This is a genomic window from Streptomyces sp. NPDC003300 (assembly GCF_040610915.1).
In the GTDB taxonomy this organism is placed as follows: domain Bacteria; phylum Actinomycetota; class Actinomycetes; order Streptomycetales; family Streptomycetaceae; genus Actinacidiphila.
This window is the reverse complement of record NZ_JBEXNE010000006.1, coordinates 116,524-142,552: the sequence shown is the minus strand read 5'-3', so window position 1 is coordinate 142,552 and position 26,029 is coordinate 116,524. Positions and strand designations below refer to the sequence as shown.

The window sequence follows — 26,029 nt, the reverse complement described above, 5'->3', positions numbered from 1 at the left end:
GGTTGTGCGCGGGACCGGGAGACCCGAAGGTCCCGCGGTCCCGCCGGTCCTGGTCAGTGATCCCCGCCGCCCTTCCGGGGTCAGACGGCGGCGGGTGCCTCGACGCCCGCGGCCTCGGACTCGGCGACGACGCCCGCGACGCGGCGCAGCTTCTTCATCGGGCCGAGCTCGCCCTCGTAGACCTTCTTGACGCCGTCGCCGAGGGAGGTCTCGATGATCCGGATGTCGCGCACCAGGCGCTCCAGGCCGGTCGACTCGACCGAGGCGGCCTGGTCGGAGCCCCACATGGCGCGGTCGAGGGTGATGTGCCGCTCGACGAAGACGGCGCCGAGCGCGACCGCGGCGAGCGTGGTCTGGAGGCCGACCTCGTGGCCGGAGTAGCCGACGGGCACGTTCGGGTACTCGGACTGGAGGGTGTTGATCATGCGCAGGTTCAGCTCTTCGTGCTTGGCCGGGTACGTCGACGTGGCGTGGCACAGCACGATGTTGTCGCTGCCGAGCACCTCGACCGCGTGCCGGATCTGCTTCGGCGTGGACATGCCGGTGGACAGGATCACGGTGCGGCCGGTGCCGCGCAGGGCGCGCAGCAGGTCGTCGTCGGTCAGGCAGGCGGAGGCCACCTTGTGGGCGGGCACGTCGAACTTCTCCAGGAAGGCGACGGACTCGACGTCCCACGGGGAGGCGAACCAGTCGATGCCGCGCTTGCGGCAGTACTCGTCGATCGACCGGTAGCCGGCCTCGTCGAACTCGACGCGGTGCCGGTAGTCGATGTACGTCATACGGCCCCAGGGGGTGTCGCGCTCGATCTCCCACTGGTCGCGCGGGGTGCAGATCTCCGGGGTGCGCTTCTGGAACTTGACCGCGTCGCAGCCCGCGGCGACGGCCGCGTCGATCAGTGCGAACGCGTTCTCCAGGTCGCCGTTGTGGTTGATGCCGATCTCGCCGGTGACGTAGACGGGCTGTCCGTTGCCGATGTGGCGGGAGCCGACGCGGCGGAGGTTTGCGGGGATGGATGTGGTCACGAGGGTGTTCCTTACGGGTTGGGACTGTCGGGGGGATGGATGTGTGCCGCCGGCGGGGCCGGGGTCGGCGGTCGCCGGCGGCTGCTTGTCAGCGGGCGAGAGTGGGGCCCAGCAGCCAGGCGGCGATCTCTCTGATCGCGCCGTGACCGCCCTGGGCGGTGGTGATGGCGCGGGCCGAGGCGCGCACCACGTCGTGGGCACCGGCGACGGCGACGGGCCAGCCGACCAGGCCGAAGCACGGCAGGTCGTTGACGTCGTTGCCCGCGTAGAGCACCCGCTCGGGCGCGATGCCGTTCTCCTCGCACCACTGCTTGAGGGCGAGGTCCTTGCGGTCGATGCCGTGCAGCACGGGGACCTTGAGCTTGCGGGCCCGTGCGGCGACGACCGGGTTGGTCTCGGTGGACAGGATGAGGACGGGCATTCCGGCGCGGCGCAGGGCCGCGACGCCGAGGCCGTCACCGCGGTGCACGGTGACCGACTCGTGCCCGTCGGCGTCGATCAGCACCCGGTCGTCGGTCTGGGTGCCGTCGAAGTCGAGGACGACCGCGTCGACGTCGACCCAGCCGGGGGTCGTCGTGCGCGGGTCGAGCAGCGGGGCGAGGGCGCGGGCCCGTTCGAGGTCGGCGGGTTCGTCGATCTCCAGGACGCGGGCCGGGTCGGTGCGCACCAGGGCGGTCCTGCCGAAGAAGCGGTGGTTCGCGGCGCGGAAGCCGTCGGCGCGCATCGCGTACGCGGTGCCGGTCTCCAGCAGGTCCTGCGGCCGGTCCTGGCGGCGCGGCCGGGTGGCCTTGTCGTGGTTGACGCCGACGGCGCCCCCGGCGGCGGGCGCGGTGACGGCGGAGGCGGGTGCGGTGACGGCAGGTGCGGTGACGGCGGAGGCGGGCGCGGTGACGTCGGCCGTCCTGCCCGATGGGGCTTCCGCGGTCCCGTTCCCCGGCTCGTGCGACGTGTCGGCCGCCGCCGCGTCCCCGGCCTCGCGCCATATGAAGCCGTGGAAGGGGGCGACGGTGTGGGCGGTGTCCGCGCCGCCGTCCAGCACCGCGGCGGCGACGCCGTCGACCTCCTCCGCGGTGATGAACGGGCTGGTGCACTGGACGAGCAGGACGACGTCGGTGGCCGCGCCGCTCATCGCCTCGTGGGCGTCCATCGCGTGCAGCACCGCGGCCTCGCTGGTCGCGGTGTCGCCCGCGATCGCCGCCGGGCGCAGGACGACTTCGGCGCCCGCGGCGCGCGCGACCTCGGCGATGGAGGGGTCGTCGGTGGAGACGACGACCGCGGTCACCCGCCCGGCCTCGACGCAGGCCGCCACCGCCCGCGCCACCAGCGGCACCCCGCCCACCGGCGCCAGGTTCTTCCCGGGCACCCCCTTGGACCCCCCGCGCGCGGGGATGACGGCAAGGACGCTTCCGGCCGGGGTGGTGGATCGGTCGCTCATCGGGTGACTCCTGTCGTCTTTCGGGCCGGGCGGCCCCGGCGCCCCGCTCCCGCGAGGGGCTCTGTGCTTTCGCCGCGTATGCGGAGGACGGCCGCTCCAGGGGCGCGGGGAACCGCGCGCTCGGCCGGGAATCGCGTGCGGGCCGTCACAGCTGGCCCCAGCGGCGGATGGTGGGGGCGACGCGCTGGACGCCCTGGCGGTAGGCGGTGCGGGCGGAGTTGCGGACGAAGTCGCGGACCGCGCGGCGGACGGGGCCGGGGTCGCGCGGGGCGAGGCCGCCGACGGGTTCGCCCTTGGGGTCGAGGCCGTGGCGGGCGAGGACACCGGGGAGGTAACCGGGGGCGGTGCGCAGCGTGTAGTACGGCGTGATCCGCGGCAGTTCGGGTTCGGCGAGCAGTGCCTGGACGCGGGCGCGCAGGGCGGCGAAGGGCGCGAGGGCGGCGACGCCGTGGGCCGCGGTCCAGTCGGGGTGGGCGTGCGGCACGTGGCCGTCGTCCAGTTCGTCCCAGGAGGCGAAGCAGCCGGAGCCGAGGAAGTGGTGGTTGCCGAGCGATTCGCGGATGCCGAGGTCGGTGAGGATCGCGGTCGGGATGCCCCGGTGCAGCGATTCGAGCGCGGCGGTCGAACTGACCGTGACCAGCAGGTCCGTACGGTCCAGGACCTCGGCCATGTTGCCGTAGACCAACTGGAGGTTGTCCGGCGGATCGAGGGCGGCGACCAGCTTCTGGTACGGGTGTTCCTCGATGTGCGTGGTGTGCTCGCCGGGCTTGCTGCGCAGCTTGACCAGCACCTCGCGCTCGGTGTGCCGCCGCGCGTGGTCGACAGTGCGGCGCAGCAGGTGCGTCCGGTCGGCCCGGCCCTCGGGCGCGGACGGCTGCACGGCGAAGGTGACGGTGAACGGCCGCTGGTCGTCGGGCCGGTACGGCTCGCCGCCGAGGAACGGCAGCGCGGTCTCGACGATGCTCGTGGTGCGGTAGCCGACGCCTTCGTACACGTCCCTGAACCGCCGTGCGTCGTCGGCGCTGTTGGCGAGGACGACATCGGCCCCGGCGCGCAGCAGCAGACCGTCGGCGAGCTTCTCGTATACGACGCCGACGTATCCGGTGACGACCAGCGGTCGCTGCGGGCGGCCTTCCCAGGCGCGCGCGAAGCCGTGCAGCAGCGCCTGGACGGTGCCGCCGACGCAGGAGATGACGACCACGTCGCAGCTCTCCTCGTCGATGTCGGCCAGCATCTCGGCGGCGGTCGCCTCCTCCATGGAGTCGGCCGGAATACCGAGTTCCGCCAGTTGGCGGGGCGTGGGGGTGGCCCGGCCGCGCAGCAGCCGCGCGTCGAGTCGGGCCTCGGGGTCGATCCGGCGCGCGGTCAGCGCACCCCACTTCCACCGGGTGTCCGAGTCGGCGATCACAGTGACCCGCAATGGGCCGGGCTTACGTTTTGGCACGGCAAGACCTTAGGAAGCCGTTGAGTTCATCGTGCTAATTGGCGACCAACAGCAGGTAAACATAGAGCCGCCACTTAGCCGTCTGCCGTGGATAGGCCAGGAGTTCTCCGACCGGCAGAAGAGCCCGTGCGGGGCCTGCTTCATCGCTCCGACATCTGCCGTTTACCCAGATGTACGCTCGACGCAAAGCAAAAGGACAGGCAAACGCCCTAAGGTACGGCGGGTGGTCAAGCTCACCGTTATCGTGCCCTTTTTCAATGTGCAGCAATTCGTGCCCGACGCGCTGCGCAGTCTCCGTGCCAATGCACGCTCGGATTTCGAGTTCCTGCTGATGGACGACGGGTCGACCGACCGGACTCCGGAGCTTCTGGAGCAAGGGGTCGGCTCGCTGCCCGGCGCACGGATCATCCGGCGTGACCACACCGGGGTGGCGAGCCTGCGCAACGCGGGCATCGACGCGGCCAGGGGGACGTATCTGACGTTCCTCGACGGCGACGACTGGATGGCCCCGGGCTATCTGCCGCAACTGGTGCGGGCGATGGAGGAGTTGGACGTCGACTTCATCCGTACCGACCATGTGCAGTGCACCGGCAGCACCCGCAACATCATCCGGGCGCCGTACGGCCGCCGCGGTCAGCGGCTCGACCCGCGCGCGACGATCCTGCCCGCCGACCGCCCGACGCTGGTCGACTACCCGTACTCCTGGGCGGGCGCCTACCACCGGCGGATCGTGGACGAGGGGCTGCTGCACTTCCCCGAGCACCTGCGCACCGCCGAGGACCGGCCGTGGATCTGGCGGCTGCACCGCGAGGCGAAGTCCTGCGCGGTGCTGGGCCTGCTGGGCGTCTACTACCGGCGCGGCGTGGCCAGTTCGCTCACCCAGATCGGTGACATCCGGCAGCTCGACTTCGTCCGCTCCTTCGACCAGGTCATCGCGGAGATCACCGCGGACCGGGACGCGGAGCTGTTCCTGCCCAAGGCGGTCCGCACCTACTGCGCGATCATCGCCCACCACCTCGACAACATCGACCGCTTCGAGCCCGTGCTGGCCCGCAAGCTCAAGGCGATCAGCGCCGCCGCGCTGAACCGGCTGCCGCACGACGTGCTCACCGACGCGCTGGACTCGATGGACCTGGAGCGCAGTGTGAAGATCCGCCGCCTGCGCTGGCGGGTGCCGGTAAGGACCGACGGCCTGGACGCCGATCCTTACCCGGAGCTGTCGCCCGCCGCACGGCGCACCGCGGCCTCCGCCTCCCCGGCCGCCGGAGCGGGGGCGGGCGCCGCGAAGCCCGAGGACGACGACGATCCGGACGCCACGGACAACGGATCGGCGGTCGCGTGATGGCACGTACCACTCAGCTCTTCATGGCCTCCACGCTGTACGGCGCCGCCACGCTGGCCGCCGGCCTGGACTCCGGGTCGTTCCCGCCCGCCGACCGCCGCATCCTGGTGGTCAGCAACAACGCGTCGGTGCCCGAGACCAATCCGGGGCTCGACCAGGCGCCCGGCTTCGAGGTGCTGCGCGACCGCTTCGACCGCATCGTGTCGTGGAACGAGACGATCACCCCGCTGCACCCGGGCGGCTGGGTCCCGCGCCCGGACGACGTGCCGCTGTGGGAGCGGCATCTGCGGATGCTGTGGAGCCTGGGCGACGACGCGGTGGAGCTGATCGTCGAGTCCCTCCAGGTCGCGCCCGCGCTCTCCTTCGTGCAGGTCTTCACCGGCGCCCCGATCAGCGTGTACGCGGACGGCCTGATGTCGTACGGCCCGACCCGCAACAAGCTGGGGCTGCTGGTCGACACCCGGATCGACCGGCTCTACCACCTGGACCTGGTGCCGGGGCTGCGCCCGCTGCTGCTCTCCGAGCACGGCGTGGAGCCGCAGGTGGTGCCGACCGAGGGCTTCACCAAGGTGCTCTCCGAGGTCGCGGAGGGCTCCGCCGACCTCGCCGAGGAGCATCTGGCGGACGTGCCGGAGGGCGCGGCGCTGCTGCTGGGCCAGTACCTGTCGGCGCTCGGCATCCTCTCCGTGGCCGAGGAGGAGGAGCTGCACCTGTCGATGGTGCGCGGCGCCGCCGCCCTCGGGCACCGCGCGATCGTCTTCAAGCCGCACCCCACGGCCCCCGCGCACTGGACGGAGCCGCTGCGCGCCGAGGCCGAGCGGCTGGGCGCGAGGCTGACGGTGCTCAACACGCCGGTACTGGCCGAGGTGGTCTACCAGCGGGCCCGCCCCGCGCTGGTCGTCGGCTGCTTCTCCACCGCGCTGCTGACCGCGTCGGCGCTGTACGGCATCCCGGTGGCCCGTACCGGCACCAAGCTGCTGCTGGAGCGCCTGTCGCCGTACCAGAACAGCAACCGGGTGCCCGTGACGATCGTGCACGCGCTGCTGCCGGACCTGGCGGACGCCTCGGCCGTACGGTCCTGGTCGTCGCCGTCGCCCGAGCGGGTGGCGGCGGAGCTGACGCCGCTGCTGCACGCGGTGGGCTTCTGCATGCAGCCGAAGGCGTACCCGAAGCTGCGGGCCGGGGCGGAGGCGTATCTGACGGGTCATCTGAGCGCGGCGACCTGGCCGTACTTCAAGCGGCGGCGGCTGACCTCGCTCGGGCTGCCGGGCGCGGTACCGGCCCGGCTGGCGTTCGTGCCGCGCAATCGGACGGTCCGCAGGGTGGCCCGCAGGGCGCGCGCTCTGAAGAAGGCCACCATGGGGTGACATCCCTCACGATCGCCGCCGGTGGGGCATTCGCCCCTTTACCGGCGGCGTCGGACGGCGCATCGTGGAGGACTTCCGGGGGCCGCACCGGCCTGAGGGGCCGTACACCCACACGATGAGGACCGACACCGTGAGCGACTTCGCCGCACCCCGCCCGCACACCGAGCCCGGCACCGGCACGGGCGGGCCCAAGGACCGCAAGCACCTCATGGAGCAGGTGCTGGGCTGGACGCTCACCGTGCTGGTGGCGATGCTGATCACGCAGATCCACCTGCTCTGACGGCGCTCCCGGGGCCCGCGTGACGGTGTCGGCGGGCCCGGACGCGGATCAGAAGGCGTCCGTGGGGACGTACGTGCCCCAGATCTCCCGCAGCGCGTTGCAGACCTCCCCGACGGTGGCGCGGGCCCGCAGCGCCTCCTTCATCGGGTAGAGGACGTTGTCGGTGCCCTGCGCGGCCTTCTGGAGGGCCGCCAGCGCCGCGTCCACGGCGTCCTGGTCGCGGCCCGCGCGCAGGGCCGCCAGCCGGGCGGCCTGCTGGGCCTCGATGGCCGGGTCGACGCGCAGCGGCTCGTACGGCTCCTCCTCGTCGAGCTGGTAGCGGTTCACGCCGACCACCACGCGCTCGCCCGAGTCCGTCTGGAGCGCGATCCGGTACGCGCTGCGCTCGATCTCCGACTTCTGGAATCCGTTCTCGATCGCCGCGACCGCGCCGCCGAGGTCCTCGACCTTCGCCATCAGCGCCAGCGCGGCGGCCTCGACGTCGTCGGTCAGCTTCTCCACCACGTACGACCCGGCGAAGGGGTCGACGGTCGCGGTCACGTCCGTCTCGTACGCCAGCACCTGCTGGGTGCGCAGCGCGAGCCGGGCGGACTTGTCGGTGGGCAGCGCGATGGCCTCGTCGAAGGAGTTGGTGTGCAGCGACTGCGTGCCGCCCAGCACCGCCGCCAGGCCCTGGACGGCCACCCGTACGAGATTGACCTCGGGCTGCTGCGCGGTGAGCTGCACACCGGCGGTCTGGGTGTGGAAGCGCAGCATCAGCGACTTCGGGTTCTTCGCGCCGAACTCCTCGCGCATCACCCGCGCCCAGATGCGCCGCGCGGCCCGGAATTTCGCGACCTCTTCCAGGATCGTGGTGCGGGCGACGAAGAAGAACGACAGGCGCGGCGCGAAATCGTCCACGTCCATCCCGGCGGCGACGGCGGTGCGCACGTACTCGATGCCGTCGGCGAGGGTGAACGCGATCTCCTGCGCGGGCGAGGCACCGGCCTCCGCCATGTGATAGCCGGAGATCGAGATGGTGTTCCACTTCGGGATCTCGGTCCGGCAGTATCCGAAGATGTCCGCGATCAGCCGCAGGGACGGCTTGGGCGGGAAGATGTACGTGCCCCGCGCGATGTACTCCTTCAGCACGTCGTTCTGCACCGTGCCGGTCAGCGCGGACGCCTCGATGCCCTGTTCCTCGGCGACGAGCTGGTACATCAGCAGCAGGAGCGCGGCGGGCGCGTTGATCGTCATCGACGTCGACACGCGGTCCAGCGGGATGCCGTCGAAGAGGACCTTCATGTCCTCGACCGAGTCGATCGCCACACCGACCTTGCCGACCTCACCGTGCGCGATCACCGCGTCGGAGTCGTGGCCCATCTGGGTGGGCAGGTCGAAGGCGACCGACAGGCCCATCGTGCCGTTGGCGATCAGGCCCTTGTAGCGGGTGTTGGACTCCGCCGCCGTGCCGAAGCCCGCGTACTGCCGCATCGTCCAGGGACGGCCGGTGTACATCGACGGGTACACACCGCGGGTGAACGGGAACGCGCCCGGCTCCCCCAGCTCGGCCGCGGGATCCCAGCCCTCCAACACGCCCGGCCCGTAAACGGGCTCGATCGGCAGTCCCGACTCCGACTCGCGTGTCATCTTCACGCCTCCGTGTGCTGCTGAATGGCTGTGTGGCTGGCGTAACGGACTGTAGCGGCGGCCCTGCGTGCGGTGCACCGCGGCGGCCTGGGACCTTCCTCACAGTCTTCCCCGCGGTTCGCGCAACCGCACGGCCGGGAATCGATGTCTAGGGAAGAACAGGAAGTACGAGCGGGGGGACGCAGGGGATGAGGACGATGACGGGGACGGGCAGCAGATCGCCGCTGGCGGTGGCCGCGGCGGTCGTGACGGCGGCGCTCTCGACGGCCGTGCTGGCGGGCTGCGGACCGCAGGACACCGGGGCCTCGGGCAAGGACAGGCCGCCGGCCACCTCGGCCGCGCCGTCGCCGACCGCGACGACCGCGCAGCCGTCGTCGGAGCCACCGGCCACCACCGCGCCCCCGACGACGTCGGCCGCGCCCACCACGACCGCACCGGCCTCGCCGACGGCTCCGGCCACGACCGCGCCGCCCGTCGTCCCCGCCGTGATCGCCACCGGCTCGACCAGCGCCAAGGTCCGCGAACTCCAGGCCAGGCTCGCCCAGCTCCACCTCTTCAGCCAGTCCCCCACCGGCTACTACGGCACCGTCACCCAGCACTCGGTGAGCGACTTCCAGGAGCGGCACGGCTTGGCCATCACCGGCCGCGTCACCCAGGACACCTGGACGAAGCTGCGCTCGCTGACCCACGCCCCGACCCACAAGGAGCTGTACCCGGTCGCGCCGCCCAAGCCCGCGGGCAAGCTCGACCCGCGCTGCATGACCGGCCGCGCCATGTGTGTGAGCAAGACCACTCGCACGCTGTCGTGGGTGGTCGACGGCAAGGTCAGGGCCACCATGGACGTCCGCTTCGGGTCGCAGTACACCCCGACGCGCGAGGGGCTCTTCCACGTCACCTTCAAGAGCCGCGACCACGTCTCGACGCTCTACAACACGGCGATGCCGTACGCGATGTTCTTCAGCGGCGGCCAGGCCGTGCACTACTCCTCGGACTTCGCGGCCCGCGGCTACGCGGGCGCCTCGCACGGCTGTGTGAACGTACGGGACAAGGCGGCGGTCTCCGCGCTGTTCGACCAGGTCAAGGTGGGTGACAAGGTCGTCGTCTACTGGTGACGCGGGCATCGTCGATCCGTGTGGTGACGGGCGCGGCCGGGCAGGGGGAATGCGCCCGGCCGCGCCCTTTGCACGGACCCCGATACGGGGAGAACCGGGGTCCGCAGGACCGATGACCAGTCGGTCCACTTCCTACAGCGCACCGGCACGCGGAAGTGTCACCTGGCCGCACCCGCCCCGGCCGTCCCATGATTCGTCGGAGGGGTCGGCGGCCGGGGCCGCGGGTCCCGGAAGCGCCCCGCGCGGCGCCGTACCGAGCCCCGCGGGTCGCGTCACAGGGCCTTGGAGGTCGAGAAGGTCACGCCGACGTGGTCGGCGTCGGCGCGCGGGTCGTCGTCGTGTTCGAGGAGTTCGGCCAGGCGGCGCAGGCCGCGGTGGGTGGCCATCCGGACGGACCCGGCGCGCTTGCCGAGGACGCGGGCGGCGCTGGTGGAGTCCAGGCCCATGACGACGCGGAGCAGGACGGCCTCGGCCTGCTCGCGCGGCAGGGCGGCTATCGCGGCCAGGGCGCGGTCGGTGGCGACGGCGTCCAGCGCCTCGCCCGCGGTGTCGGCCCGGTCGGGGAGCTGGACGAGTTCGTCGACCCCCGCGCCGGAGACGGGCCGCCGGGCGCGGGCACGGATGTGGTCGAGCGCGCGGTTGCGGGCTATGCGCGCCGCCCAGCCGCGCACCGAGTCGCCCGCGCCGCGGAAGTTGGGGAGGTCGCGGGCGATCTGCAACCAGGTCTCGGAGGCGACGTCCTCGGCGTCCACCGGTCCGACCAGGCTGCGGACGTATTGCAGCAACTGCGGTTGCACAGCGCGGTACACGACGCGGAACGCGGCTTCGTCCCCGCGCTGCGCCCCGGCTACCGCGGTCTCCAGGTCCACCTCTGGCCCCACCCCCTCGAACACTCGCCCCATCCTGCCTCATGTGGGAGCGCTGACACTTTTGAACCATGGGAGCGGTGACACTTTTGAACGGGGATACGCCGTACAAGACGGCGGCCGGGGACGCTCCTGTGGGGGGAGGCGGCCCCCGGCCGTCGTCAACTTCCCCCACGCACTCCCCTCATGAACGGTCGTTGAGGAGTCCTCCGATGTCATTGGACCGCCTCCTCGACGGGCTCCCGGGCGGACTGCCGCCGGGACGGCTGGTCCCCGGCTCCGCGCCGGGACTGTGGCTGAGCGACGAACCCGTGGTCGCACCGGGCCGGTTGTGGGCCCGCTACCAGGCGCAGCAGGAGGAGACCGGCTGGCGGCCGGTGCTGATGGCGTGGCCGTGCGCGAACGGCTTCGGGCACCGCGCGGCCGAGATCGACGCGGTGGACGCGGAGGCGTCGCTGCGCGAGTCGTGGGGGACGTACCAGGAGGCGCGGTCGCTGCTTCCGCCGCACCCGGCGATCGACGAGGTGTGGCCGGACGACGCGGCGGCGCTGCTGGCGGCCGACCCGGGGCCGCCCTTCACCGCCTTTCCCGGGCTCGCCGCCGCCTCGCCGCCGCATCCCGGCCCTTCGCCCGACGCGGTGGCGCGCGCGGCCGTCGGGCAGATGCTGCACTACTTCACGACCCGTTTCATCGCGCACATCGCGCTGGTCCGCGCCGAACGCAGCGCCGACATCCCGGCGCTGGCGGGCTGGGAGACCGAGGCGCCCGCGCTGGAGCTGTCGGCGCTGCTGCGTACGTGGGAGGACCGGTTCGGGGCGCGGGTGATCGGCTTCGAGGGCTCGTCGGTCTTCGTGTCGGTGGCCTCGCCGCCGCTGGCCTCCGCACACGCCGGGCACGTCGCGCTCGAACACGTGCTGACCGGGGCGTCGAATCTGAACGACGGGACGTTTCCGTTCCCCGACTACGCCGAGGCGCTGCGCGGGGAGCGGCTGTGGTCGTTCTGGTGGGACTGAGCGGCGCCGGGCCGGGGCGGGCCGACGGGGGGCGCGTCAACGGGGCTCACGTCAACGGAGGGCGCGTCAACAGGGGGCGCGTCAACGGGGGGCGCGTCAACGGAGGGCGCGCCGCCTCACGTACGAGTGAAGTTCAAGGTCCCGTCGGACATGTTCGAACCGGCTGCCCCTAAAGTGGGAGCACTCCCCCTGCCGTACCTTCCCGAGCCGAAGCCGTACCGAATCCGCACCTGTCGTACCGCCGTGCCGATTCCGTACCCCCGGTCCACCCGATCCAGGAGCCCAGCGCTGTCCAGCGACACCCCGCCCGAGGGGCTGTATCTGCTCAACCGGGCCCCCTCCCTGGTCGCGGAGGCGGCGCTGCGCACCTGCTGCGGCAGCCACCGCTGGGCCCGCCGGGTGGCCGCGCACCGGCCGTATCCGACGGTCGAGGCGCTGCTCGCCGCGGCCGACGAGGCGGCGTACGACCTGACGTCGGGCGATCTCGCCGAGGCGCTGGCGGGCGAGGCCACCACCGCGCTGCCCGACCGCGGCGGCCTGACCGTGCACACCGCGCTGCGGGCCGCGAACGCGGCGTACGAGGCGAAGTTCGGCCACGCCTTCGTGATCGCGCTGACCGACCTGGACGACCCCGACGATCCGGCCGCCGCCCTCGACCTGACGCTGGCGAGCCTGCGCCAGCGCCTGGGGCACGACGAGGACGAGGAGTCGGTGGCGACGGCCGAGCAGCTGCGCCGGATCTGCCGCGCGCGGCTGCTGCGACTCGCGGACACCGGTGGGCATCTGGCCGAGTCCGGCCCGCGAAAGACCCCCGCCGGTTCACCCGACCGTGCGGGATCGATCACACCTGGCCTACCCCGCGGTCCGGAGCCGACATCGCGTCGCTACGATGGCCGGGGCCGGTGGACCGTACCCGGCCGGGCGTGACCGACACCGAAGCCGGCACCCCTCGCCCCGCTCCCGGAGGGTTTTTTCCGTGCCGGCTGGAACGCTGTACCGCGGCCGGGAAGGCATGTGGTCCTGGGTGGCTCATCGAGTCACCGGTGTCCTCATCTTCTTCTTCCTGTTCGTCCATGTCCTCGACACCGCCCTGGTGCGGGTCTCCCCCGAGGATTACGACAAGGTCGTCGCGACCTACAAGACCCCCATCGTCAGCCTGCTGGAGTACGGCCTCGTGGCCGCGATCCTCTTCCACGCGCTGAACGGCCTGCGGATCATCGCGGTCGACTACTGGACCAAGGGCCCGCGTTACCAGAAGCAGATGCTGTGGACGGTGCTCGGCCTGTGGGCTCTCCTGATGGTCGGCGCGATCTACCCCGTCCTCGGCCACGCCGCACGAGTCCTGTTCGGGAGCTGACCGCACATGTCCACCGAAATCACTCCCGCGGACGCGGTCGAGCTGACCGGCTCCAGCGTCACGTACAGCCCGGACAACCCGGCCCCGGTCATCGAGCCGCCGCGCGCCCGCACCAAGCGGACCCCGCGCAGCTCCCGCACCAACTTCGAGCTGTACGGCTGGCTGTTCATGCGGCTGTCCGGTGTGGTGCTGGTCGTCCTGGTCCTCGGCCACCTGCTGATCCAGCTCGTGCTCGACGGCGGTGTCACCAAGGTCGGCTTCGCGTTCGTCGCGGGCCGCTGGGCCTCGCCGTTCTGGCAGGGCTGGGACCTGGTGATGCTCTGGCTGGCCATGCTGCACGGCGGCAACGGCCTGCGGACCGTCATCAACGACTACGCCGAGCGGCCGAACACCCGCATCTGGCTGAAGACGCTGCTGTTCACCGCGACGGCGTTCACCATCGTGCTCGGTTCGCTGGTGATCTTCACCTTCGACCCGAACATCCGCTAACGCGGCCGACACGGCCATCACCGCCAAGCCGCGAAGCCGCTGACGCCAAGCGCTGAGCCAGGGCTGGAACAGGGAAGCGACCCCCATGCAGATCCACAAGTACGACACCGTCATCGTCGGCGCGGGCGGCGCCGGCATGCGCGCGGCCATCGAGGCCACCAAGCGCAGCCGCACCGCCGTTCTGACCAAGCTGTACCCGACCCGCTCCCACACCGGCGCCGCCCAGGGCGGCATGGCCGCCGCCCTCGCGAACGTCGAGGAGGACAACTGGGAGTGGCACACCTTCGACACGGTCAAGGGCGGTGACTACCTGGTCGACCAGGACGCCGCCGAGATCCTGGCGAAGGAGGCCATCGACGCGGTCCTCGATCTGGAGAAGATGGGCCTGCCGTTCAACCGGACGCCCGAGGGCCGGATCGACCAGCGCCGCTTCGGCGGCCACACCCGCAACCACGGCGAGGCCGCGGTGCGCCGCGCCTGCTACGCCGCGGACCGCACCGGCCACATGATCCTCCAGACGCTGTACCAGAACTGCGTCAAGGAGGGCGTGGAGTTCTTCAACGAGTTCTACGTCCTGGACCAGCTCCTGGTCGAGGTCGACGGCGTCAAGCGCTCCGCGGGCGTGGTCGCGTACGAACTGGCCACCGGCGAGATCCACGTCTTCCAGGCGAAGGCCGTGATCTACGCGTCGGGCGGCACCGGCAAGTTCTTCAAGGTGACGTCGAACGCGCACACCCTGACCGGTGACGGCCAGGCCGCGGTGTACCGGCGCGGGCTGCCGCTGGAGGACATGGAGTTCTTCCAGTTCCACCCGACGGGCATCTGGCGGATGGGCATCCTGCTGACGGAGGGCGCCCGCGGTGAGGGCGGCATCCTCCGCAACAAGGACGGCGAGCGCTTCATGGAGAAGTACGCGCCGGTCATGAAGGACCTCGCCTCGCGTGACGTCGTCTCCCGCGCGATCTACACCGAGATCCGTGAGGGCCGCGGCTGCGGTCCCGAGGGCGACCACGTCTACCTCGACCTCACGCACCTGCCGCCGGAGCAGCTCGACGCGAAGCTGCCGGACATCACCGAGTTCGCGCGGACGTACCTGGGCATCGAGCCGTACACCGACCCGATCCCGATCCAGCCGACCGCGCACTACGCGATGGGCGGTATCCCGACCAACGTGCAGGGCGAGGTGCTGAGCGACAACAGCACCGTCGTGCCGGGCCTCTACGCGGCCGGTGAGGTCGCGTGCGTGTCGGTGCACGGCGCGAACCGGCTGGGCACCAACTCGCTGCTGGACATCAACGTCTTCGGCCGCCGTTCCGGCATCGCCGCCGCCGAGTACGCGCACGCGCACGACTACGTGCCGCTGCCCGACGACCCGGCGTCGCTGGTCGAGGCGCAGGTGGAGCGGCTGCGCGCGTCCACCGGCACCGAGCGGGTCTCGGTGATCCGCACGGAGCTGCAGGAGTGCATGGACGCCAACGTGATGGTGTTCCGCACCGAGCAGACCATCAAGACGGCCGTCGAGAAGATCGGCGAGCTGCGCGAGCGCTATCTGAACGTGGCGATCCAGGACAAGGGCAAGCGGTTCAACACCGACCTGCTGGAGGCCGTCGAGCTGGGCAATCTGCTCGACCTGGCCGAGGTCATGGCGGTCTCCGCGCTCGCCCGCAAGGAGTCGCGCGGCGGTCACTACCGCGAGGACTACCCGAACCGCGACGACGTCAACTTCATGCGGCACACGATGGCCTACCGCGAGGTGGACGCGACCGGCGTCGAGTCGATCCGCCTCGACTACAAGCCGGTCGTGCAGACCCGCTACCAGCCGATGGAGCGTAAGTACTGATGAGCACCCCGACGCTCGACAAGCACTCGGCGGCCCTCGACGCCGCCGAGGTGACCGACGCACACCTGATCACGATCACGCTGCGAATCCGCCGGTTCAACCCGGAGGTCGCGGCGGACGCGGAGTGGGTCGACTACCAGTTGGCCATCGACCCGAAGGAGCGCGTCCTGGACGCGCTGCACAAGGTCAAGTGGGAGATCGACGGCTCGCTGACCTTCCGCCGCTCGTGCGCGCACGGCATCTGCGGGTCCGACGCCATGCGGATCAACGGCAAGAACCGGCTGGCGTGCAAGACGCTGATCAAGGACATCAACCCGGACAAGCCGATCACGGTCGAGGCGATCAAGGGCCTGACCGTGCTGAAGGACCTCGTGGTCGACATGGACCCGTTCTTCCAGGCGTACCGCGATGTGATGCCCTTCCTGATCACCAAGGGCAACGAGCCGACGCGTGAGCGCCTTCAGTCCGCCGAGGACCGTGAGCGCTTCGACGACACCACCAAGTGCATCCTGTGCGCCGCGTGCACGTCGTCCTGCCCGGTCTTCTGGAACGACGGCCAGTACTTCGGCCCCGCGGCCATCGTCAACGCCCACCGTTTCATCTTCGACTCCCGCGACGAGGCGGGTGAGCAGCGCCTGGAGATCCTGAACGACAAGGACGGCGTCTGGCGCTGCCGCACCACCTTCAACTGCACCGACGCGTGCCCGCGCGGCATCGAGGTGACGAAGGCGATCCAGGAAGTCAAGCGCGCCCTGATCACCCGCCGCTTCTGACCCCTGCGTCCCCAAGGGCCCGCCCCGACCGGCCACCACCGGCCACGGGCGGGCCCTTTCGCGTGCCCGTACGCGGGTCCCTTCTCGGTCCTCTTCGCGCGCGCTAGCCCGCGGTCCCGGCCGCGTCGTGCTCGGTGAAGATCTCGCGGGCTGCCGTGACGCCGTTGAGGGCGGCGGGGAAACCGGCGTAGCCGGCCATTTGGGTGAGCGTTTCGACGACTTCGGTGCGGGTGCCGCCGAGGCGGAGGAAGGCGCGGATGTGGATGCGGAGTTGGGGGGCGGCGGTGCCGAGGGCGGTGCAGATGGCGATGGTGAGGAGTTCGCGGGTGACGAGGTCCAGGCCGGTGCGGCAGTAGATGTCGCCGAAGACGTGCTCGACGATGTAGCGGCCGAGGTCGGGGGCGATGTCGTCGAGGGTGGCCACGACGCGGACGCCGTCGGGGCCGTCGACGGTGCGCAGCGCGTCCAGGCCGCGTTCGTAACGGCCGCCGTCGACCGGCTCCTTGACGACCGGGTCGTCGTCGGCCGGGTGGTCCGCGAAGACCTCACGGGCGGCGCCGAGGGCGTTGAGCGCGGCGGGGAAACCGGCGTAGACGGTGGTGTGGATGAAGGTCTCGACGATCTCGCGCCGGGTGCAGCCGACGTTGAGCGCACCTGCGATGTGGAAGCGGAGCTGCGGGGCGGCGTTGCCGAGGGCGGCGAGCGCGGCGACGGTGGCGAGCTGCCGCTGCCGCGGGGTGAGGCCGGGGCGTGACCATAGGTCGCCGTAGCCGAACTCGATGGTCATCCGGGCCAGGTCGGGGGCGATCTCCGCGACCGAGTCGAGCAGGGCCGGGCGCTCGTCGCCGGTGACCGTGCGGAGGGCGGCCAGGCCGCGCGCGTACCGGTCGTCGGCGGGAGCGGATTCGGCGCGGTCGGTGGGGTCGGAGCCGTCTGCGGGGGTCATGACGACGACGCTAGGGGTTGGAGTCGACTCCAGCGCAAGTCCCACGCCAGCTCAGCCCGTGCAGTCGCGTCCGCCGTCCCCGTTCCCCTCGGCCGCCAGCATCACCCGCCGCAGCAAGTCGGAGAGCGTGCGCCGTTCGGCCGGGGTCAGCACGCCCAGCAGCCGGCGCTCCTCCTGGCCCTGGAACTCCAGCGCCCCGAGCCACGCCTGCCGCCCCGCCTCGGTGAGTTCGACGTCGACCCGGCGGCGGTCGGCGGCCGACGGCGTACGGCGTACGTACCCGCGCCGCTCCAGGCCGTCGAGACGGCCGGTGATGGAGGCGGGGGCCATCTTGAGGTCGGCGGCGAGTTCGGAGGGAACGGTACGGCCGCCGCGCCCGGCGAGCGTGTGCAGCGTCTCGTACTCGTGCTTGTGCAGGCCGTGGTCGACGAGCGAGCGCTGTTTGACCCTGCGGATGTGGTCGGTGAACAGCATGGCGCGGGTGGCGGCGCCTTCGACGTCGGGGTCGAGGTCGGGCAGTACGGGCTGCCAGCGGGCGACGTGGCCGTCGGTCCAGTCGTGCGGGGTGGGCATGGGCCGATCCTATGCCTACCCACCGGAGATACGTCGGTGCCGAAATATTCGTTGACGAAATGTTCGACGCCGAAATACCTTGTTCGCCGTGACCACCCCGCCCCCGCACGAAGACCGGCACGAAGACCCGCGTGACGACCCCCGCGACGAACGGCACGACGACCTCCACGACGACCGGCACGACGCCTCCCGCGACGGCTCCCGCCAGGACCCCGTCGCCCCGCCCTCCAAGCCCCGGCACCCGCTCCGGCACCGCTCGTTCCGCCTGCTCTTCTTCGGCCGGACGCTCTCCGCCCTCGGCGACGCCGTCGTCCCGGCCGCGCTCGCCATCGCCATCAGCCGCGCGACCGGCTCGGCGTCCGCGCTCGCGGTCGTGCTGGGCTGCGCGATGGTGCCGCGCCTCCTGCTGCTGCCGGTCGGCGGCGTGATCGCCGACCGGTTCGACGCGCGCAAGGTCGCGCTCACCACCGACCTCGTCCGCTGCGCCGCGCAGATCTTCGTCGGCCTCGAACTCGTCGGCGGCGACCCGAGCATCCTGGTCCTCGCGGTCGCCGAGACCGTCGGCGGCGCCGCCTCCGCCTTCGCCATCCCGACCTCCGCGCCGCTGGTCGCGGGCACCGTCGAGGAGGACGGCCTGCTCCGCGCCAACTCCCTGATGGCGTCCGCCGCGAGCGCGACCCGGCTCGGCGGCCCCGCGCTCGCCGGGCTGCTGATCTTCACCGCGGGGCCCGGCTGGGCGTTCCTGCTGGACGCCGCGTCCTTCGCGGCGAGTGCGGCGCTGCTCACCCTCGTCCGGGTGCGCCGCACCCCCATCCCGCGCCGCTCGATGCGCGCCGACCTCGTCCAGGGCTGGACCGAGGTCCGCGCCCGCGACTGGTACTGGACCAGCCTGATCGCCCACGCGGTGTGGAACGGGGCCGCCGCCGTCCTGGCCACCCTCGGCCCGCTGATCGCGCACCACCGGCGCGGCGGCGACGGCATGTGGGTGCTGATGCTCGAAGCGGGCTCCGTCGGCCTGCTGACCGGCTCGCTGCTCGCCTCCCGCGCCCGGCTGCGCCGCCCCGTGCTCACCGGCAATCTGGCCCTGACCAGCTACGCGCTGCCGCTGGTCCTGCTCGCCGCCGATGCCCCCGCCGTGCCCTTGATCGTCTCCTACGGCCTCGCGCTCGGCGCGCTCGGCTTCTTCAACCCGGTCTGGGAGTCCTACGTGTTCAGCTCGGTGCCCGCCGGGGTGCTGGCCCGCGTGACCTCGTACGACTGGCTGCTCTCGCTCGGCGCGATGCCGGTCGGATACGCGCTCGCGCCGCTCGCCTGCGACGCCTTCGGACCCGCCGTGCCGCTGTACGTGGCGGCGGCGCTGGTCGGCGCCCTGTGCCTGGGGACGGCGGCCGTCCCCGGTGTGCGGCACGCGACGACGGTGACCGACGCCCCCAGCAAGCGGGCACCGGTCACCGTCTGATCACCCCGTGGGGGGAGCTGTCGGGAACCCGCGGACTACGCAGTACGGCGGCGGTTGCGCGCGGTGAACAGCACCGCGCCGCCGAACGCGACGGCGCCGACCGCGATCGCGCCGATCAGCCGGGTCGCGCCCGCGCCGGTGGCGGGCAGCGAGGCGTTGCCCGCGCCGCCGGACACCGCGCCGGAGGACCCGGCCGATCCGGTGGTCCCGTTGGAGCCGGAAGAACCGGAAGAACCGGCGGTGGCCGAGGCGTTCGAGGCCGACGTCTTGACCACGAGCGCGACCGTGTTGTTCGCCGAGTTGTGGTCGAAGGGCAGCTCGATCCGGTTCGGCCCGGTCGTCAGCAGCGCCGCCTCGCCCTGGTGCACGCCGGTGGACGTGACGCGCAGGGTGAGCGGGAAGTCGTACGACTTCCCGCTGTAGAGGGTGACCGGGTGCTCGACGTCGGACTCCGTGTCCGACGCGCAGCGCAGGTACCGCTTCGCGGTGTCGCGCGGCGCGCACGTCACGGGCCACTCCACGAGTGCGGTGCCGTCGGGCACGCGGACGTCGAAGCGGGTGACCGGCGTGAAGTACTCGAGCGGGTCGATCGAGGCGGGTCCGTGGTTGTCCACGTGCACGGTGAGCTTGACCTGCGCGCCGTTCGCACCGGTGACCTCGGGCGCGGAGATCCCGAAGTCCGCGGTGTTGGTGACCGTGAAGTCCGCGCCGCCGTACGAGGTGTCGTTACGGCCGTCCGCCCCCGGGGTCCCGCCGGGAACCGGCACCAGGTGCAGGGCGGGCCCGGTGCCCGGCTCGCCCGCGGGGTGCGCGGTGGCTTCCTTCGGGGTGAACGCGGTGACGTCCACGCTCTCCGCGTAGGCGTCCGCGTTCGCCTTCATCGAGACGGTGTCGCGCACGCCGTAGCTGGCGCCGGCGGCGAGCGGCTGGTCGACGGCGCAGCGCGCCACCATACGGTCCACGCCCTGCCGCGGGTCGCGGGAGGTGTCGTACACGCAGTTGGAGAAGCGCTCGACCGGGGTGAGGCCGTGCGACCACCGCAGCTCCAGTTGGACCGAGGCGACGTCGGCGTTGCCCTCGTTGGTGACGGTGACCGGCACGTCGCCGTTCGCTCCGGGGGCGAGGGTCGTGGCCGCCGCCCGGCCGACGACCAGGGACGGGCCGTCGGCCAGCGTCACCGTCGGCTTGAAGGTCTGCGTCTTGCCGTTGGTGTTGCGGTGGCTGACGCTGAACGACCCCTTGGCCCCGGCGGCCACGCCCGGCAGCGGCCGGATCTTCACCGCGACGTCGGGCAGGTCGAGCCGCCCGGCCGGCGCGCCGGGCACGGTGCAGACGGCGTCGGCGCCGGTCACCGTACAGCCCTGCGGCCAGACGACCTCGGCGACGTTCTTCATGCCCGCCGCGGAGAAGGTCAGTCGCTGTGCGGGCACGGCCACGTTCGGGTCGTGGTGGAACATCGTGACAGCCATCGAGCGGGTGACCGGTTCGGCCCCGGCCGCCGTGGGCGCGAAGGTCACGTCGTAGGCGCGCAGGCCCAGGTCGATCGAATCGGCCGGCGCGGTGTCCGCCGGCGGCCCGTCGGCTCCGAAGGCCACGGCTCCGCCGCCGAGCGTTAACACCCCGGCCGCCCCAAGGGCCAGCGCCGCCGGGCGCAGCCGTCCGGTGAATGCGCGACCTCGCATGGTGTCTCCCCGTCACTTCGAGTGGTGGTTCGTTGTGGGGAGTTGGACGGCCGATGTCGCACAGGGGTTGTACGGGTTTCCGTTTGTTATAGATTTGGTCAAGTAGCGGCGGGGACAGTGGACTTCGCACCGGTTACCACCGTCTCCTGGCCCCTCGCAGCGTCCGCCGCCGGGTCCTCGCCGACCGCCGTCCCCGCGCCCACCGTCGGCAGCGTCACGCAGACCGTGAGGCCGCGGCCGGGTGCCGTCTCCAGCGCGACCGTGCCGTGGTGCGCCTGGACGACGGCCTGCACGATGGCCATGCCGAGGCCCGCGCCGCCGCTGTCGCGGGCGCGTCCGGCGTCGGCGCGGAAGAACCGGTCGAAGACGCGGGCCGCGTCCCGCTCGCTCATACCGGGACCCGAATCGGTGATCCGCAAGAGCAGTTTCTCGCCACGCGCGGCGACTTCGACGCTGGCCGGGGATCGGGCCGGGGTGTGCACCCGCACATTGCTCAGCAGATTGCCCACGACCTGCCGCAACGCGGCCTCGTCGCCGAGGACTTCGGGCAGCGGTCCGCCGTCGGCCCGGCAGTCGGGCACCATCAGCGTCAGCGGCCGTTCCGGCTGCTGCGCGGCCAGGTCGGCGGCGGCGTCGCGGACCAGCCGGGACAGGTCGACGGCGCCGTGCGGCAGCGCGGGCCGGTCGTCGAGCCTGGCCAGCGCGAGGAGTTCGTCGACCATGCGGCTCATCCGCAGCGCCTCGGAGCTGACCCGGCTCAGCGCCCGCTCCTTCTCGTCGGCGTCGAGCATGCCCTTCTCGTAGAGCTGGAGGTAGCCGCGCACCGACGCCAGCGGGGTGCGCAGCTCGTGCGAGGCGTCGGCCAGAAATCGCCGCAACTGTGTGGTGGCGCGCTCGCTTTCGGTCACGGCGGTCTCGATCTGCTGGAGCATCGCGTTGAGCGCGCCACTGAGCTGTTCGACCTCGCTGGAGCCGTGCCGCGCGGTGCCGATCCGCCGCCCGAGGTCGCCCCCGGCGATGGCGGACGCGGTCTCCACCATGTCCTCCAGCGGGCTCAGCCGCCGCCTGGCCGCGGTCAGCGAGCCGGTGGCGAGCAGCGCGAGCAGCACCACGCCGACGACCGATTCGACGATCAGCAGATTGCCGATCGCGTGCTTGACGCCGCTGAGCCGTATGCCCTTGACCACGATGGTGCCGTCGGAGAGCCGGATCGCGACCACCCGGTACTCCATCGAGCCGGTCTTCACGGTCTTCGCGCCGCCGCTGCGGACCAGCCCCGCCGGGTCGGGGATCGCCTCGGCGAGCCGCCGCTGCTCGGAGCTGACCGGAATGGTGCCGTCCTGGCAGACGGCGGCGGGCTCGCCGCGCCGGTCGAGCATGACGAACAGATCCTGCTGGAACGCCACCGCGATCGCCGAACTCCCCTGCCCGCCGCCCCCGTTCTGGCCGCCCTGCCCGCTCTGCAGGAGGTCGGCGAGCTGGCAGAGCCGCCGCACCATGTCCGCGTCGATCGAGGTCTTGGCGAGCGAGGACTGCGAGCCCTTCAGCGAGTCGTCGATCTCGCCGACCAGCACCATGTACGTGGCGGCGATGCTCGCGCAGGCCGCGAGCAGCAGGCCGACCGCGAGGAAGGTCACGTTGGCGATCGTGAAGCGCCCGCGCAGCGAGTGCGGGCGGGGCCACAGGCCGCACTTGTTCACCTTCACACCGCTCCCCCGGCCGCGGCGGCGCCCGGTTCCGCCGCGCGCAGCCCGTATCCGATCCCCCGCCGGGTCTCGATCAGCGGCGGCCCGAGCCGGTCGAGCTTGCGCCGCAGATACGAGATGTACGTCTCGACGACCGTGGACGAGACGGCCGTGTCGTACTGCCAGACGTGCTGGAGCAGTTGCTCCTTGGTGACGATCCGCCCGGCGTTGCGCAGCAGGTGCCGCAGCAGGTTGTACTCGGTGGGCGTCAGCTCGACGGGCTGACCGCACCTGCGGACGGTGTACGTGGCCTCGTCCATCTCCAGGTCGCCGTGGCGCAGGACGCGCCCGTCGGCGCCCTCGCGGCGCCGGGTGCGGCGCAGCACCGCGTGCACGCGGGCCACCACCTCGTCGACGCCGAACGGCTTGGTGATGTAGTCGTCGCCGCCGAGCGCGAGCCCGGCGACCACGTCGCGGGGGGCGTCCCGCGCGGTGACGAAGATGACGGCGAGGTCGTCGGCGTCGGTCTCGGCGGCGCGTTCCTGGCGCAGCGCGCGGCAGACCTCCCAGCCGCTGCCGTCCGGCAGCATCACGTCGAGCAGTACGAGGTCGGGCCGGTGTTCGCGCGCGGCGGCCAGCGCCTCGCGCCCGGTCGCGGCACTGTGCACCGTGAAGCCGTTGTATTTCAGGGTGATGCGCAGGATGTCCGCGATCCCCGGTTCGTCCTCCACGATGAGCACGGTGGCGTCCATGCCCACCAGTATCCGCACTCCCCCCGGGGCCCTGTCCCGGCCGGAACTTTGGAGTTCCTTGAGAGAAGCGGGATCGGCTTGGCGGTCGGCGCGACAGCCACGGAGGCTGAAGAGGCTCGTTGGTCAGTCCACGGGTCCGTCGGTGAGTGCGCGGTCCCGTTGGTCAACTCGTCGGTCGTGGAACGCTCGTTGATGGGGGATGTGGTCGTGGCCGTTGTGGCTCGATGGTGTTTTCGGCACAAATGGCTGGTGATGTCGTTCTGGCTGGCGGCGCTGCTGTGCGTCGGCGCGGTGGGCAACGCGCTCGGCAGCGGCTACTCCAACGCGTTCTCGCTCAAGGGCACCGAGTCCACCAAGGTCCTGGACCTGATGGACCAGGTGGTGCCCGAGCGGTCCGGCGAGGCCGACACGGTGGTGTGGCACGTCGACTCCGGTACGGTGCGCGACGCTTCGGTACGGGCGCGGCTCGACCCGGCGCTGGCGGACATCGCCCGGCAGAAGGACGTCGGGCAGGTCGTCAGCCCGTACGACCCGGCGGGCGCGGCGCAGATCAGCAAGGACGGCCGTACGGCGTACGCGACGGTGACGTACACCAAGCTCGGCGGTGACCTCTCCGACGACCAGGCGCAGAAGCTGATCGACACCGCGCACCACGCGGCGGCCAAGGGCCTGAGGGTCGAGGTCGGCGGCAACAAGCCCGCGCAGGCGGAGCAGCCGCTGCCGGGCCTCGCCGAGGGCGTCGGCATCGCGGCGGCGGCCGTGGTGCTGTTCCTGGCGCTGGGCTCGCTGTTCGGGATGCTGCTGCCGATCGTGACGGCGCTGTTCGGCATCGGCATCTCGTCGTCGGCGATCATCATCCTCAGCCACGGCATGGACGTGGCGGACTTCTCGCCGCAGCTCGCGACGCTGGTGGGTCTGGGCGTCGGCATCGACTACGCGCTGTTCATCGTGACCAGGCACCGCAGGGGAATCCTGCGCGGGAAGAGCCCCGAGGACGCGGCGGTCACCGCGCTCAACACCTCGGGCCGGGCCGTGCTGTTCGCGGGCGGCACGGTCTGCATCGCGCTGCTGGGCATGTTCACGCTGCGGCTGACCTTCCTCGACGGTGTGGCCGTCGCGGCGGCGCTGACCGTCGTCATCACGGTCGCCGCCGCGATGACGCTGCTGCCCGCGCTGCTCGGCCTGCTGGGCATGCGGGTGCTCAGCCGCGGGCAGCGCCGCGCGCTGGCGGCCGAGGGACCGCAGCCGGAGGTCGCGACGGGCGCGGCGGCGCGCTGGTCGTCGTTCCTCCAGCGGCACCCGCGGGTGCTCGCGGTGGCGGCGGTGGCCGTGATGGCCACCTTGGCGATCCCGGCGCTCGGCCTGCGCCTGGGCTCCTCCGACCAGGGCAACAACCCGACGACGACCACCACCCGCAAGGCGTACGACATGCTCGCGGACGGCTTCGGCCCCGGTTTCAACGGGCCGTTGACGATCCTCGCCGAGGTGCCGACCGGCGCGGACAGGACCGCGCTGAACGGCCTGGTCACGACGTTGAAGGACACCGATGGCATCGCGTACGCCGCCGCCCTGCCGATGAAGCCGGGCGACAAGGTGGCGTTCATCCAGGCGGTGCCGACCACCTCGCCGCAGGACAAGGCGACCTCCGACCTGATCGACCACCTGCGCGACGACGTCGTCCCGGCCGCCGAGCGGGGCAGCACGATGCGGGCGTACGTCGGCGGCCAGACGGCGATCTTCGAGGACTTCGCGACGGTCCTGTTCAACAAGCTGCCGCTGTTCATCGGCGTGATCATCGTGCTGGGCTTCCTGCTCCTGCTGGTCGCCTTCCGCAGCCTGGTGGTGCCGCTGACGGCCGCCGCGATGAACCTGATCGCGGCGGCGGCCTCCTTCGGGGTGCTGGTGGCCTGCTTCCAGTGGGGCTGGGGCGGTTCGCTGGCCGGGCGCGAGGGGCCGATCGACGCCTTCCTGCCGGTCATCATGCTCTCGCTGCTCTTCGGCCTGTCGATGGACTACCAGGTCTTCCTGGTCAGCCGGATGCACGAGGAGTGGGTGCACACCAAGGACAACGCGCGGGCGGTACGGGTCGGGCTCGCCGAGACCAGCCGGGTGATCAACTCGGCGGCGGTCATCATGATCTGCGTCTTCGGCGCCTTCGTGCTCAGCGGCGAGCGGGTGCTGGCGATGTTCGGCATCGGCCTGGCGGGCGCGGTCGCGCTGGACGCGTTCATCCTGCGGACGGTGCTGGTGCCGTCGCTGATGCACATGTTCGGCACCTCCAACTGGTGGCTGCCCGCGTGGCTGGACAAGCGGCTGCCGCACCTGGCGGTGGAGCCGGCCGAGGACGACGACCCCGCGGCAGGCGCGCCGACGGGCACGCTGATGGCCGCCGGGGCCGGTACCGACATCGTCTCCGGGCCCGCCGTACGCGGCCGGGTCACGGGCGCCGCAGGGCTGCCGGTGCCGCGCTCGGAGCTGACGCTGATCGCGGCGGACGGCCGCCAGGTGGGCCGCGCGGCGGCGGACGACGAGGGCGCCTTCGCTCTGCCGACACCGCGCGCGGGCTCGTACGTCCTGGTCGCCAACGCGCCGGGACACCACCCGCAGACGGCGAGCGTGCTGGCCTCCGACCGACCGGTGGAGTGTGATCTGCGCCTCACGGGGACGGGTGCGCTGACCGGTACGGTGCGGCGCGCGGACGGCCAGCCGGTCGAGGACGCGCGGGTCGTGCTGCACGACGCGGACGGCCACGAGGTGTCGGAGACGCGGACCGGCAAGGACGGCTCGTACGCCTTCGGCAATCTCTACCCGGGCCGGTACACGCTGCTGACCATGGGCTATCCGCCCTTCCCCGCCACCGTCCGGGTCCCGGACGACGGCGGCGAGGGGGACGGTGACGTCGATCTGGAGCTGAGTTATTCGCAGGACTGACCGCGGCCGGGCGCCGCCGCTCCCCCGGCGGC

General features: G+C 72.0%; 23 protein-coding genes. 12 read left to right on the top strand and 11 right to left on the bottom strand.

Features of this window, described 5'->3' with window-relative positions; translation table 11 throughout:
• Positions 1-80: 80 nt before the first annotated feature.
• The 3 genes from ABZX65_RS11555 to ABZX65_RS11545 all read right to left on the bottom strand — a co-directional run bounded on the left by ABZX65_RS11555 (position 81) and on the right by ABZX65_RS11545 (position 3,901).
• Entirely contained in the window at positions 81-1,022 is a 942-nt protein-coding gene (locus ABZX65_RS11555; RefSeq protein ID WP_355336885.1) for an N-acetylneuraminate synthase family protein, read from the bottom strand.
• A gap of 88 nt (positions 1,023-1,110) precedes the next feature.
• Positions 1,111-2,457: an acylneuraminate cytidylyltransferase gene (locus ABZX65_RS11550; RefSeq protein ID WP_355336884.1), complete on the bottom strand. Its 1,347-nt coding sequence runs from the start codon at positions 2,455-2,457 to the stop codon at positions 1,111-1,113.
• Between the two features lie 145 nt (positions 2,458-2,602).
• Positions 2,603-3,901, bottom strand: coding sequence for a DUF6716 putative glycosyltransferase (locus tag ABZX65_RS11545; protein ID WP_355336883.1), 1,299 nt, complete (start codon positions 3,899-3,901; stop codon positions 2,603-2,605).
• 223 nt (positions 3,902-4,124) lie between these two features.
• Here ABZX65_RS11545 and ABZX65_RS11540 point away from each other — a divergent pair, with 223 nt between their 5' ends.
• The 3 genes from ABZX65_RS11540 to ABZX65_RS11530 all read left to right on the top strand — a co-directional run bounded on the left by ABZX65_RS11540 (position 4,125) and on the right by ABZX65_RS11530 (position 6,890).
• Positions 4,125-5,243: a glycosyltransferase family 2 protein gene (locus tag ABZX65_RS11540; protein WP_355336882.1), complete on the top strand. Its 1,119-nt coding sequence runs from the start codon at positions 4,125-4,127 to the stop codon at positions 5,241-5,243.
• Positions 5,243-6,610: an alpha-2,8-polysialyltransferase family protein gene (locus ABZX65_RS11535; protein ID WP_355336881.1), complete on the top strand. Its 1,368-nt coding sequence runs from the start codon at positions 5,243-5,245 to the stop codon at positions 6,608-6,610. The genes ABZX65_RS11540 and ABZX65_RS11535 overlap by 1 nt, the downstream gene beginning before the upstream one ends.
• A gap of 115 nt (positions 6,611-6,725) precedes the next feature.
• Complete coding sequence (locus tag ABZX65_RS11530; RefSeq protein WP_355336880.1) at positions 6,726-6,890, top strand: SCO1431 family membrane protein; 165 nt, start codon at positions 6,726-6,728, stop codon at positions 6,888-6,890.
• 48 nt (positions 6,891-6,938) lie between these two features.
• On the opposite strand, the gene ABZX65_RS11525 is transcribed toward ABZX65_RS11530, so the two are convergent.
• The gene (locus ABZX65_RS11525; RefSeq protein ID WP_355336879.1) at positions 6,939-8,519 is read right to left on the bottom strand and encodes a methylmalonyl-CoA mutase family protein; all 1,581 of its coding nucleotides are present in this window, start codon (positions 8,517-8,519) and stop codon (positions 6,939-6,941) included.
• Positions 8,520-8,667: 148 nt separating this feature from the next.
• Positions 8,668-9,033: a hypothetical protein gene (locus ABZX65_RS11520; protein ID WP_355336878.1), complete on the bottom strand. Its 366-nt coding sequence runs from the start codon at positions 9,031-9,033 to the stop codon at positions 8,668-8,670.
• On the opposite strand from ABZX65_RS11520, the gene ABZX65_RS11515 reads away from it, so the two are divergent.
• A complete protein-coding gene (locus tag ABZX65_RS11515) occupies positions 9,005-9,631 on the top strand; it encodes a L,D-transpeptidase family protein (RefSeq protein WP_355336877.1) in 627 nt (208 codons plus the stop codon). The genes ABZX65_RS11520 and ABZX65_RS11515 overlap by 29 nt on opposite strands.
• A gap of 272 nt (positions 9,632-9,903) precedes the next feature.
• On the opposite strand, the gene ABZX65_RS11510 is transcribed toward ABZX65_RS11515, so the two are convergent.
• Positions 9,904-10,524 carry an RNA polymerase sigma factor gene (locus ABZX65_RS11510; protein WP_317452472.1) on the bottom strand — a complete coding sequence of 207 codons (621 nt, stop codon included), beginning with the start codon at positions 10,522-10,524 and terminating at the stop codon, positions 9,904-9,906.
• A gap of 185 nt (positions 10,525-10,709) precedes the next feature.
• On the opposite strand from ABZX65_RS11510, the gene ABZX65_RS11505 reads away from it, so the two are divergent.
• The 6 genes from ABZX65_RS11505 to ABZX65_RS11480 all read left to right on the top strand — a co-directional run bounded on the left by ABZX65_RS11505 (position 10,710) and on the right by ABZX65_RS11480 (position 15,969).
• Entirely contained in the window at positions 10,710-11,510 is an 801-nt protein-coding gene (locus tag ABZX65_RS11505) for a DUF4253 domain-containing protein (protein WP_355336876.1), read from the top strand.
• Positions 11,511-11,753: 243 nt separating this feature from the next.
• On the top strand, positions 11,754-12,437 hold the full coding sequence (locus ABZX65_RS11500) for a 2-oxo-4-hydroxy-4-carboxy-5-ureidoimidazoline decarboxylase (protein ID WP_355336875.1): 684 nt from the start codon (positions 11,754-11,756) through the stop codon (positions 12,435-12,437).
• Positions 12,438-12,486: 49 nt separating this feature from the next.
• Positions 12,487-12,867, top strand: a complete 381-nt coding sequence (gene sdhC, locus ABZX65_RS11495; protein ID WP_188279402.1) for a succinate dehydrogenase, cytochrome b556 subunit — start codon at positions 12,487-12,489, stop codon at positions 12,865-12,867.
• A gap of 6 nt (positions 12,868-12,873) precedes the next feature.
• Positions 12,874-13,356: a succinate dehydrogenase hydrophobic membrane anchor subunit gene (locus tag ABZX65_RS11490; protein WP_355336874.1), complete on the top strand. Its 483-nt coding sequence runs from the start codon at positions 12,874-12,876 to the stop codon at positions 13,354-13,356.
• An 85-nt stretch (positions 13,357-13,441) separates the two neighbouring features.
• A complete protein-coding gene (sdhA, locus tag ABZX65_RS11485) occupies positions 13,442-15,196 on the top strand; it encodes a succinate dehydrogenase flavoprotein subunit (RefSeq protein ID WP_355336873.1) in 1,755 nt (584 codons plus the stop codon).
• Positions 15,196-15,969, top strand: coding sequence for a succinate dehydrogenase iron-sulfur subunit (locus tag ABZX65_RS11480; protein ID WP_355336872.1), 774 nt, complete (start codon positions 15,196-15,198; stop codon positions 15,967-15,969). The genes sdhA and ABZX65_RS11480 overlap by 1 nt, the downstream gene beginning before the upstream one ends.
• Positions 15,970-16,072: 103 nt before the next feature.
• Here the strand turns inward: ABZX65_RS11480 and ABZX65_RS11475 are convergent, their stop codons facing one another.
• Both ABZX65_RS11475 and ABZX65_RS11470 read right to left on the bottom strand, forming a co-directional pair.
• Positions 16,073-16,915, bottom strand: coding sequence for a carboxymuconolactone decarboxylase family protein (locus ABZX65_RS11475; protein WP_355336871.1), 843 nt, complete (start codon positions 16,913-16,915; stop codon positions 16,073-16,075).
• A gap of 51 nt (positions 16,916-16,966) precedes the next feature.
• Entirely contained in the window at positions 16,967-17,488 is a 522-nt protein-coding gene (locus tag ABZX65_RS11470; RefSeq protein ID WP_355336870.1) for a MarR family winged helix-turn-helix transcriptional regulator, read from the bottom strand.
• Between the two features lie 265 nt (positions 17,489-17,753).
• Here ABZX65_RS11470 and ABZX65_RS11465 point away from each other — a divergent pair, with 265 nt between their 5' ends.
• Entirely contained in the window at positions 17,754-18,947 is a 1,194-nt protein-coding gene (locus ABZX65_RS11465) for an MFS transporter (protein WP_355337205.1), read from the top strand.
• A 35-nt stretch (positions 18,948-18,982) separates the two neighbouring features.
• Here ABZX65_RS11465 and ABZX65_RS11460 read toward each other — a convergent pair whose 3' ends face one another.
• From ABZX65_RS11460 to ABZX65_RS11450, 3 genes are all read right to left on the bottom strand, one after another.
• Positions 18,983-20,629: a hypothetical protein gene (locus ABZX65_RS11460; protein ID WP_355336869.1), complete on the bottom strand. Its 1,647-nt coding sequence runs from the start codon at positions 20,627-20,629 to the stop codon at positions 18,983-18,985.
• Between the two features lie 98 nt (positions 20,630-20,727).
• Complete coding sequence (locus ABZX65_RS11455; protein ID WP_355336868.1) at positions 20,728-22,335, bottom strand: HAMP domain-containing sensor histidine kinase; 1,608 nt, start codon at positions 22,333-22,335, stop codon at positions 20,728-20,730.
• Positions 22,332-23,066, bottom strand: a complete 735-nt coding sequence (locus ABZX65_RS11450) for a response regulator transcription factor (RefSeq protein WP_355336867.1) — start codon at positions 23,064-23,066, stop codon at positions 22,332-22,334. The genes ABZX65_RS11455 and ABZX65_RS11450 overlap by 4 nt, the downstream gene beginning before the upstream one ends.
• A gap of 252 nt (positions 23,067-23,318) precedes the next feature.
• Between ABZX65_RS11450 and ABZX65_RS11445 the strand changes: the two genes are divergently transcribed.
• On the top strand, positions 23,319-25,997 hold the full coding sequence (locus ABZX65_RS11445; RefSeq protein WP_355337203.1) for an MMPL family transporter: 2,679 nt from the start codon (positions 23,319-23,321) through the stop codon (positions 25,995-25,997).
• Positions 25,998-26,029: the final 32 nt, after the last annotated feature.

Bases quoted from the DNA above. Each gene is read 5' to 3' on its own strand.
- sdhA (WP_355336873.1), top strand. From the start codon at position 13,442: ATGCAGATCCACAAGTACGACACCGTCATCGTCGGCGCGGGCGGCGCC.
- ABZX65_RS11550 (WP_355336884.1), bottom strand. From the start codon at position 2,457: ATGAGCGACCGATCCACCACCCCGGCCGGAAGCGTCCTTGCCGTCATC.
- ABZX65_RS11460 (WP_355336869.1), bottom strand. From the start codon at position 20,629: ATGCGAGGTCGCGCATTCACCGGACGGCTGCGCCCGGCGGCGCTGGCC.
- ABZX65_RS11535 (WP_355336881.1), top strand. From the start codon at position 5,243: ATGGCACGTACCACTCAGCTCTTCATGGCCTCCACGCTGTACGGCGCC.
- ABZX65_RS11505 (WP_355336876.1), top strand. From the start codon at position 10,710: ATGTCATTGGACCGCCTCCTCGACGGGCTCCCGGGCGGACTGCCGCCG.
- ABZX65_RS11445 (WP_355337203.1), top strand. From the start codon at position 23,319: ATGTCGTTCTGGCTGGCGGCGCTGCTGTGCGTCGGCGCGGTGGGCAAC.
- ABZX65_RS11480 (WP_355336872.1), top strand. From the start codon at position 15,196: ATGAGCACCCCGACGCTCGACAAGCACTCGGCGGCCCTCGACGCCGCC.
- ABZX65_RS11475 (WP_355336871.1), bottom strand. From the start codon at position 16,915: ATGACCCCCGCAGACGGCTCCGACCCCACCGACCGCGCCGAATCCGCT.
- ABZX65_RS11525 (WP_355336879.1), bottom strand. From the start codon at position 8,519: ATGACACGCGAGTCGGAGTCGGGACTGCCGATCGAGCCCGTTTACGGG.
- ABZX65_RS11490 (WP_355336874.1), top strand. From the start codon at position 12,874: ATGTCCACCGAAATCACTCCCGCGGACGCGGTCGAGCTGACCGGCTCC.
- ABZX65_RS11530 (WP_355336880.1), top strand. From the start codon at position 6,726: ATGAGGACCGACACCGTGAGCGACTTCGCCGCACCCCGCCCGCACACC.
- ABZX65_RS11450 (WP_355336867.1), bottom strand. From the start codon at position 23,066: ATGGACGCCACCGTGCTCATCGTGGAGGACGAACCGGGGATCGCGGAC.
- ABZX65_RS11470 (WP_355336870.1), bottom strand. From the start codon at position 17,488: ATGCCCACCCCGCACGACTGGACCGACGGCCACGTCGCCCGCTGGCAG.